This window comes from Candidatus Avelusimicrobium faecicola (assembly GCA_900540405.1).
Classification (GTDB): domain Bacteria; phylum Elusimicrobiota; class Elusimicrobia; order Elusimicrobiales; family Elusimicrobiaceae; genus Avelusimicrobium; species Avelusimicrobium faecicola.
Genome location: UQFW01000056.1, coordinates 1 through 9,113 on the forward strand (window position 1 = coordinate 1; position 9,113 = coordinate 9,113).

A 9,113-nucleotide genomic window follows, 5' to 3' on the forward strand; every position below is an offset into this window, starting at 1 on the left:
ATTTATAGAATATCTTGGATTGCAAGCGCTTGTTTTTCTTCCCTTATCCTTTTCTCTTTTTGCAGTAAACACGCAATTCCGGCCCGCTTTTTGCCGTTTTTGGTCTTATTTTCGTTGGAAACTATGGGCTTTTGAGGAATACCGTGGGCACACGCGCGCTAGCGCGGAGGTATCCGACCGGAGGAACAACAACGAAATGAAAGAAATTAGGAAGAAATACCCCCGGCGGGAGAATTAATTTTCACGCCACACAAAATACTTTTAAGTGCAGTTTTTGCAACATTACAACCGCGAATGGGTTTTCAAACTAATTTTTTTCAGTTCTAGGCGTGACGACGGGAGGGATACCGTGGGCACACGCGCGCCAGCGCGGAGGTATCCGACCGGAGGAACAACAACGAAATGGAAAAAATTAGGAAGAAATACCCCCGGCGGGAGAATTAATTTTCACGCCACACAAAATACTTTTAAGTGCAGTTTTTGCAACATTACAACCGCGAATGGGTTTTCAAACTAATTTTTTTCAGTTCTAGGCGTGACGACGGGAGGGATACCGTGGGCACACGCGCGCCAGCGCGGAGGTATCCGACCGGAGGAACAACAACGAAATGAAAGAAATTAGGAAGAAATACCCCCGGCGGGAGTTGAACTCGCAACCTTCTCCTTAGGACGGAGCCGCTCTATCCATTTGAGCTACGGGGGCGTAAAGGGTTTACTTTTTAAGTGTCTTTTGGGCCGGCTTTTTGGCCGCCTTTTTAACGGCTTTTTTTGCACCGCTTTTTGGGGCGGGCTTAACGGCTTTGGGGGCCGTTGCTTTTCCGGCGGCGCGGGCGGATTTGTTTTTTACCGCCGCAGTGCTTGCTTGTTTTTTGGAGCCCTGCGCGCTGGCCTTTTTAGCCGAAGTGCTTGCCGCGCCTTTTTGTGCCGGCGCGCCGGTCTTTTTAGCCGGAGCGGATTTTTTAAGTGGCGCACTTTTTTGTTGGGCGGCGCGGGCGGCCTCGGCCATGCGCTTTCTAATCAGCCGCGCCAAGGGGCTGCGGTCAATTACTTCGCCCAAAATATTGGTTTTTTGGTGGTGCGTGTGCATGGCGCTATGCAGTTTGCGCGTGCGGAAATCCGTTGCGTTCATTTCCAAAATGCCCGCTTTTTGGGCCGCACGGCGCAACGTCATTACGGCGCGCTCCTCTATTTGGCGCACCCGCTCGCGCGACAGGCCCAGTTTTTCGGCTACTTCGCCCAAAGTTTTGGGCTCGTTATCCGCCAGGCCATAGCGCATAATTAAAATTTCTCTATCGCGCGGGTTCAAAAGTTCCATACTTTTTTTGATAGTTTCCTGGTTTTCCGTTTGCAAAAACACATCATGCGGGTTGCCTTTGCCGTCGTCGGAAATCATATCTTCCAAAGTCAGTTCTTCTTCGTCATGCACCAAAGATGTTAAAGAATCCACCCCTTTGGCCGCGCTTAAAGTGTCCATGATGGACTTAACCTGCCGCGCCGTTAAATTAAGCTCTTGGGCCATTTCGTTCAAGGACGGGTCCCGCCCGTTGGCCTCTTTTAAGTTGTTCCACGCGCGGAACCACTTTTTCAAATTCCCCCACGCGTGCGACGGTATTTTGATAGAGCCGGATTGTTCCTCTATATATTTGCGGATGTACTGCTCAATCCAATACACGGCATAGGTGGAAAAACGGTAGCCTTTTTCCGGCTCAAATTTATCAATGGCTTGCAAAAGGCCCAAATTGCCTTCTTCTATCAAGTCCATTAAATCCATACCGGGGCGCTGGAAGCGTTTTGCCGTGGGGATAACCAGCCGCAAATTTAATTCCATCATTTTATTTTTGGCTTCTTTATCGCCTTGTTTAATGCGTTTCCACAACGCGGCAATTTCTTCGCGGTTCAGCTCTTGGGTCACTTGGCCCAAATGCTTGAAATATTCGTTTACGCTATCCAGAGATTCGTTTTCCATATATTAAATCATATCATACTTTGGCGTAAGGCTCAAAATAAAAACGTAAAAAGGGGCCCCACTTTTTTTGCAAAACCCTAATTTGCCGGATTGTTTTGTTTTTGTAAGGCCCGGAAGCAGCGCGCTTATGGGGCATTGGGCGCGCTATTTACGCATAGCAACCCCCTTTTATGCCGTTTGAATTTACGCGGCTCCTGCGGGCGGTTAGCGCGCTTTCCGGCTGTTTTATTATTTTACACCCCAAAAGCAAAATCTTCTTTTTTAGCGCTACAAGGTCTGCCGGGAAAACCCCATAAAAAAAGACCCCTTTTTATGGGGCCTTTTTGGGAGCGCTTAAAATTTACTCTTTATATTCAAATCCGCGTGCTTTTAAGGCGTCGCACACTTGGCGCCCGACGGCGCTGGCCGGGTGACAGTATTTATACACAATGTGCGGTTGGTGTACGGTTTGAATCCCCAAAGAATACAATTCCGCCGCCGCGCCTTGAGCCGTTTTTTGAGGGTTTCTGCGCCACAAAGTAGCGGTGGTTCCCCCCACCAAATTGCCGCTATCCGTTTGCATATTCAGGCTTAAAATATAATCCATCGTATACGCATCCGAACCGGCAAACGCATAGCCGGGCAGTTGCATATCAATTAAATCCAGCACATGCTCGGCGGAGGTTTCAAAAAGTACCTTGTCCGTATTGTGATAATAACGGTGCATCCGGGCCGAAACTTCTTCCAACAGGGTGGCGGCCTCTTGCGCTTTGGCAAGTTCTTCCTGCGGTTTTAAGGCGGCGCGCCCGGCACACCCGCCCACGCACACGCAAAACCCTAATACAGCTAATAAAGTATGTATTTTCATATTGAATATTATAACCTATTTTCCGCATACAAAAACAGGGCCCTTGGGGAGCCCTGTTTGCAAATCGGCCGCGTGGCGGCTTACAGCGGGATATTGCCTTTTAACGGATTTTTGGACGGAGTGCGTTTGTGGCGCAACACCTGGAAAGCGCGGATAATTTTTCCGCGCGCTTCCGCCGGTTCAATAATCTCGTCAATAGAGCCGTTGGAGGCCGCCTGATACGGAGAGGCAAACTTGTTGGAATATTCCGTGGTCAGTTTTTCCTTCAAAAGCTCTTTTTTCTGCGGGTCGGTTTCCGCTTTCAAATCGCGCGAATACAAAATTTCCACCGCGCCGCGCGGGCCCATAACGGCAATTTCCGCACTGGGGAACGCAAAGTTGAAATCCCCGCGCAAATACTTGGAGCCCATGGCAATATACGCGCCGCCGTACGCTTTGCGCAAAACGAGCGTCACTTTGGGGATAGACGCTTCCGAATACGCATAAAGCAGTTTGGCCCCATGACGGATAATGCCGCCGTGTTCCTGCTGTACGCCGGGCAAATAACCACCGATGTCCACCAACGTCAACAGCGGGATATTAAACGCATTTAAGAAGCGGATAAAGCGGGCCGCTTTGTCGCTGGCGTCGCAATCCAACGCGCCGCCCAAACAGGCCGGGTTGTTGGCTACCACGCCCACTACTTCGCCGCCCATGCGGATAAACCCGGTGACGACGTTTTTGGCAAAATTCTGGTGGATTTCAAAAAAGCCGAAGTCGTCCGCCAACCGCCAAATAACATGATGAATACGAAACGCCTTTTTGGGGTCCATTTCGCACACGCGTTCCAACACGTGTACCGGGCGGTCCATAACATCGGACGTAGATTCCAACGGGGCTTTTTCATAGCAGTTTTGGGGCAGGAAAGTAAGCAGTTCGCGCACTTGGCGGAAGCAGTCCTGCTCGGACTTGGCTACAAATTGGCACACGCCGCTTTTTTCGCTATGCGGGTGGGAGCCGCCCAACGTGTCAAAATCCACTTCTTCGCCGGTGGCCGCTTTTACCACGCTCGGCCCCGTGACGAACATGTGGCTAATGCCTTCCACCATAAAAATAAAATCGGTCAGCGCCGGGGAATATACCGCGCCGCCCGCGCACGGCCCTAAAATAACGGAAATCTGCGGGATTACGCCCGAGGCTTTGACGTTGCGGTAGAAAATTTCGCCATAACCGTTTAAGCTGTCCACCCCTTCCTGAATACGGGCACCGCCGGAATCCAACAGGCCGATAACCGGCACTTTGGCTTCCAAGGCGCGGTCCATTAAATCGGCAATTTTGCGCGCGTGCGCCAGCCCCAACGAGCCGCCCAACTGCGTAAAATCCTGCGCGTAAACGGCTACTTCGCGCCCGTTAATGCGGCCAAAACCGGTAATTACGCCGTCGCCCTTGATGTGTTTGTCTTTTACACCAAAATCACTGCAGGAGCTTTCCATTAAACTGCGGATTTCAAAAAAGCTGTCCTGGTCCAACAAATAAGAAATACGTTCCCGCGCGGTAAACTTGCCCTTATCTTTTTGGGCTTTGATACGGGCTTCGCCCGCACCTTTCAGCGCGTCTTGAGAAATCTGGCGGAATTTAACCAAACTGGCCGGAGCGGGCCGGTCTGATTTTTTATCCTCTCTGGGGTCTTCAAATAGTTCAATCATGTGCCCTCCAAAAGCTGTTATGTATATATTTTACCAAATCTGCGGCGTTGTATCAGCGCGCATACGCGGCGGAGAACATAAATCCGGCGGGTTCTTCGTGTGTTTGCAGGGTGATTTGCGGCGCGCCTAAACGTTGGTACACCTGCAAGGCTTTGCCGTAAAAAGCAATCTGTTGGCCCGCACAGCGCAAATCAAAGCTGTTTAAGGTCAGCCCGGTGCCCAACAGTTTTACCACGGCTTCTTTGCGGGTCCATAAAGCGGTTAAAAAAGCGTCATCCATGGCCGTAAGCTCTTGCGGGTGGAAAAAATCTTCCGCCCACGCGCTGATACGGTGCTGGATTTTTTCTAAATCAATCCCCAAAAAGCGGCACTCTTGGCTGATGGCCGCCGCCGCCCAACCGTGGCTATGCGTAATGCTGTACGCCCATGTAGCGCTTTCCCCCCGCACCAAAAGCTGCGGTTTGCCGCTGGTTTCTTGCGGGAGGACTTCCACTTGCGTTAAAGACACCCGCGCCGCTTGTGCCGCCAATGTTTTTAACGCAAGTCTGCCCCCGAGCCATTCGGTTCTGCGCTTGGGGAATTTTAACGTTTGGAAAAACGCCAACTCCTTTTCGCTCAAAACACGGTCGGCCGGGGGCAGACTGGATAAATCAACAAACTTTACTTGATACAACATGAAACCCCGGGGTTATTGGCCAATGGCCTGATACCCGTGGATTTCTACCCACACATTGCCTTTTTCATCAAACACATAGGCATCATGCAGGGTTTTGCCGTCGGCCGTGAGCCCTTTGTTCACGCCGTACAAATACAGCGTTTGCGGCGGGACTTCACGCTTGAAAACGGCCACTTCTTTAATGCCGTCCGGCAACGTCATTTTGTTGGCTACGGACATATCCTGGAAACCACAGCACTGGAAAGCCGCCTCAATAAGCATGGGGTTGGCCAACAAGGTTTTGGCTTCCGGCCATTGGGGTTTGGGCGTGGTGTGGTAAACGGCTAAAGATTCTTTTTCGTTTACGCGCAAAATGCCGCCCAATACCTGAAAGCTGGGGCCGTGGAAGTATTTTTTGTAAATTTCTTCCTTCGTCACCACCGGCGCGGCGTTTACGTCCAAATGAATCTCATTTTTCACTTCGTCCCAAGTAGAGGTAAAAGCGTTTAACGTCTTGGCCGTAAAGTGGCGGCGGGTGTTGCCCATTTTAACGCCTTTGCTGTTGATAAAATCGGACTCAATTTCCATAGTGGCTTGCGTGCCGTCGGACGTGCCGATAATACGAACAGCCTGCGGGCGGTTGCGCAACAGTTTAATAGGCAGGAAGAAATGCACATCTTCCAACCCTTGCGGCGCTTTGCCCATTAAGGCGTTGGCGGTTTCCATAAAGGTTTCAATGCCCATGACGCCCGGCACATACGGCGTGCCTTCAATGGCGTGGTCCGCCAAATACGGGTCCGCTTTCAAGTTAAATTCTTTTTCTCCGCGCAGTTCATGCCCCGCTTCCATTTTTTGCACGTTGCCCAAAAAGTGGGTGGCATCTTTAGCGGCGGCCGGTTCGGCGGCGGGAGTTTGCCCCCCGCCGTTTTGCGAACCGTCGTCAGAACCGTTATCGGAAGAATCACTGCCGAACTTTTGGTCCGCACCGATTTCGTCCATTTCAAACAACAACTGATGGTCCCAATCCAAGCGGCCCAAAGAGCCGGTCAACACAATTTCCGGCACGCGGCCGTAGACGATTTCGTCCAAGAAAATCTGCATACCGTCTTCGGGGTCTACAAAGTCCACCCCGTTGGAGCGCAGGAAGGTTTCCACGCCGGCACGCACGCCCATACCTACATTTTTGTAAGCACTCATGGCAATGCTGATGGCGCGGTAGCCTTGATTGGAAAGCGACAGGGCCGATTTAGCCAAATAGTCGTTGGCGCTGGCGTAGTCGCTCTGGCCTAAGTTGCCGTATTTACCCGCAATGGAAGAAGCAAAAGCAAAGAAGCCTTTATCTTTTACCACATTGTTGGCTAAGAAGGAAGCAAAGCTGGTGGCCTTCACGTCAAAAATGCGGTAGTATTCCATGGGGTCTTTATCGTAAATCAGTTTGGAGCGTTCCAACCCCGCAAAGTGAATCAACCCGTCCACGCGGCTGTTTTTAGCCTTGATTTTGGTGCAAACTTCTTTCATCATGGAGGAGTTCATCACGTCGCAGTGGTAGTATTCCACTTCGCTACCCAAATCACGCAGTTTTTGCATATTGTTGTACAGCGTGACGGAATCTTTCACACGCCCGAAAGCGCGTTCCAACATAACCGGGGTAGCTTTTTGGGTGTGGTCCGCGCGCATTTCTTCCCACATTTGTTTTTTGAGCGCGGCCAGTTCGGCTTCGTTCATCGTGGCCCACACGGGGGTCTTTTCTTGGATTTCAATAATATCCAAGATGATGATTTTGCTGTGGTACTGCGCGGCAATTTTTTGCGCGAGCATGGCCCCAATCCCGCGGCCGGAACCCGTAAAGATAATGGTTTTACCGGCAAGGTCAAAATGCTTGACACTGCGGTCCAAACGCATCGGCACGGACAGAATGGTGGAGCGCACTTTTTGGCGCATACCAATCATCAGGCGCATATCCCCATGGAGTACTTCGTCCATGGTCATTTGGGCCATTTCGTCCGGCGTGGTTTCGGGTTCAAAGTCCATTAATTTAGAAATAGCACCCGTGCGTTCGTACACGTCTTTGCGGTAGCAGGTAGTACCGCCGGTAAGGGCGCCCACAATGGGGTTAAATTCGTCCTTAGTGGTATAGCCGAAATTACCGTCAATTTTGGTGTTGACCGCAAAGAAAGTATCCGCATCCGTACGGTTAGACAAACCTTTTTCAAACACGCGCAACGCAATAAACAACGGCATGACGTATTTGGTCAGTTCGTTATGCGGGCTTACTTTTTTATCAAACTTTTTAACGGTAGCACCCAGCAGATACACAATACCTTGGATGTTGGGGTCTTCCGCCGCGTATTCTTTTAACTGCTTTTCGGTTTCTTCGTAAGATTCCCAATTTACAATGGTGGTGTTTTTGCTGCGGGTTTTAAGCGTAGTAAACACATGCGTTTTAACGCCCAGTTCTTTGAATTCTTCCTGATAGGCTTTAATCAGTGCGGAATTATCGGCAAAAATGAGTACCGTGCGGTCCTTGGATAAACGGCGGTTTTCGCGTTCCGTCAGCGGAGCATCCGCCACCATGGTCACATAGCGCAGTTTCTTTTCGTGGCAGTGTTCACCCTTGTAGCCGGGGGCTTCGGGGCGTTCCGCCAAAGATTCATGGCGCTCAATGGGCGCAGTCGGGTTGGTCGTCAACGCATCGTCGGCCGGTTTGCCGATATGTTCCGCCGTCGGCTTGCTGACAAACGCCGGTTTAGCAACTTGCGCAGGCGTTTGTTCCGCCGGGGCCGGTTGGGCCGCAGGAGCCGGAGCCGCTACGGTTTCCACCGCCGGGGCTACTTGCGCCGCCGGGGCCGCCGCGGGTTGAGCCGCAGGAGCCGCATTGTTTACGGAATTAAGCACAAAGTTAATGCAATGGCGGATAGTAGGATAATCTTTCAGCTGGATGCCTTCCTGCTGGGCAATACCGTAATGTTCACGCATAGCGGCAAACAGTTCGGCTTGTTTGACGGTGTCAATGCCCAAATCGGCTTCCATATCCAAATCCAAATCCAACATATCTTTCGGATAGCCGGTCTTTTCGGCCACCATAGCCACAATTTCATCACTCACTTGGGCCGGGTCCAGTTTGCCCGCCGCCGCTTTAGGCGCAGGCTGAGCCGCCGGAGCCGCCACAGGGGCAACTTGGGCCACAGGAGCCGGAGCTGCTACGGTTTCCACCGCCGGGGCTACTTGAGCCACCGGGGCCGCCGCTTGCACAGGGGCCGCTTGAGCCGCGCCGTCCGCCGTGTTGGCGTTCGTCATGGCGTATTTAATAATGGAGCGGATGGTCGGGTAGTCTTTCAACTGCACGCCTTCTTGTTTGGCAATGTTATACGTTTCGCGCATAATGGCAAACAGTTCGGCTTGTTTAACGGTATCAATACCCAAATCGGCTTCCATATCCAAGTCCAAATCCAGCATATCTTCCGGATAGCCGGTCTTTTCGGCAATAATCGCGCGGACATTTTTCGTCACGTCTTCTTCATTCAAAGACGGAGCCGCTTGAGCCGGCTTTGCCACCGGGGCAACTTCCGCCACCGGGGCAGGTTGGGCCGCAGGAGCCGCTACGGTTTCCACCGCCGGAGCTACTTGCGCCACCGGGGCCGCCGCCTGAACAGGGGCCGCGCCGTTTTCCGTATTGGCGTTAGCCATGGCGTACTTAATAATGGAGCGAATGGTCGGGTAGTCTTTCAACTGCACGCCTTCTTGTTTGGCGATATGGTACGTTTCGCGCATAATGGCAAACAGTTCGGCTTGTTTGACGGTATCAATACCCAAATCGGCTTCCATATCCAAATCTAAATCCAACATATCTTGCGGATAGCCGGTCTTTTCGGAAACGATATTTAAGATGTTCTTTTTCACATCTTCTTCGTTCAACGAAACCGCCGCTTTAGGAGCCGCAGGGGCCACTTGGGCCGCAGG

Annotated in this window: 6 protein-coding genes and 1 tRNA gene; 1 reads left to right on the forward strand and 6 read right to left on the reverse strand. The window is 51.6% G+C overall.

What is annotated here, in order from left to right; translation table 11 throughout:
* On the forward strand, window positions 1-238 hold a 238-nt coding region (locus ACQY18_RS05785; protein WP_428039186.1), incomplete at its 5' end, for a hypothetical protein.
* Between the two features lie 391 nt (window positions 239-629).
* Here ACQY18_RS05785 and ACQY18_RS05790 read toward each other — a convergent pair.
* The 6 genes from ACQY18_RS05790 to ACQY18_RS05815 form a co-directional block, all read right to left on the reverse strand.
* A tRNA-Arg gene (locus ACQY18_RS05790) sits at window positions 630-703 on the reverse strand.
* Window positions 704-712: 9 nt separating this feature from the next.
* On the reverse strand, window positions 713-1,966 hold the full coding sequence (locus ACQY18_RS05795; protein ID WP_428039187.1) for a sigma-70 family RNA polymerase sigma factor: 1,254 nt from the start codon (window positions 1,964-1,966) through the stop codon (window positions 713-715).
* A 340-nt stretch (window positions 1,967-2,306) separates the two neighbouring features.
* Entirely contained in the window at window positions 2,307-2,813 is a 507-nt protein-coding gene (locus tag ACQY18_RS05800) for a hypothetical protein (RefSeq protein ID WP_176777105.1), read from the reverse strand.
* Between the two features lie 80 nt (window positions 2,814-2,893).
* Window positions 2,894-4,498 (reverse strand): acyl-CoA carboxylase subunit beta, encoded by a 1,605-nt coding sequence (locus ACQY18_RS05805; RefSeq protein WP_428039188.1) that lies wholly within the window; start codon window positions 4,496-4,498, stop codon window positions 2,894-2,896.
* A gap of 52 nt (window positions 4,499-4,550) precedes the next feature.
* The gene (locus ACQY18_RS05810; RefSeq protein ID WP_176777107.1) at window positions 4,551-5,174 is read right to left on the reverse strand and encodes a 4'-phosphopantetheinyl transferase superfamily protein; all 624 of its coding nucleotides are present in this window, start codon (window positions 5,172-5,174) and stop codon (window positions 4,551-4,553) included.
* A 12-nt stretch (window positions 5,175-5,186) separates the two neighbouring features.
* The coding region (locus ACQY18_RS05815; protein ID WP_428039189.1) for an SDR family NAD(P)-dependent oxidoreductase at window positions 5,187-9,113 on the reverse strand (3,927 nt) is incomplete at its 5' end.

Coding starts and splice junctions, on each gene's coding strand:
- ACQY18_RS05810 (WP_176777107.1), bottom strand. CDS start 5,174: ATGTTGTATCAAGTAAAGTTTGTTGATTTATCCAGTCTGCCCCCGGCC.
- ACQY18_RS05800 (WP_176777105.1), bottom strand. CDS start 2,813: ATGAAAATACATACTTTATTAGCTGTATTAGGGTTTTGCGTGTGCGTG.
- ACQY18_RS05795 (WP_428039187.1), bottom strand. CDS start 1,966: ATGGAAAACGAATCTCTGGATAGCGTAAACGAATATTTCAAGCATTTG.
- ACQY18_RS05805 (WP_428039188.1), bottom strand. CDS start 4,498: ATGATTGAACTATTTGAAGACCCCAGAGAGGATAAAAAATCAGACCGG.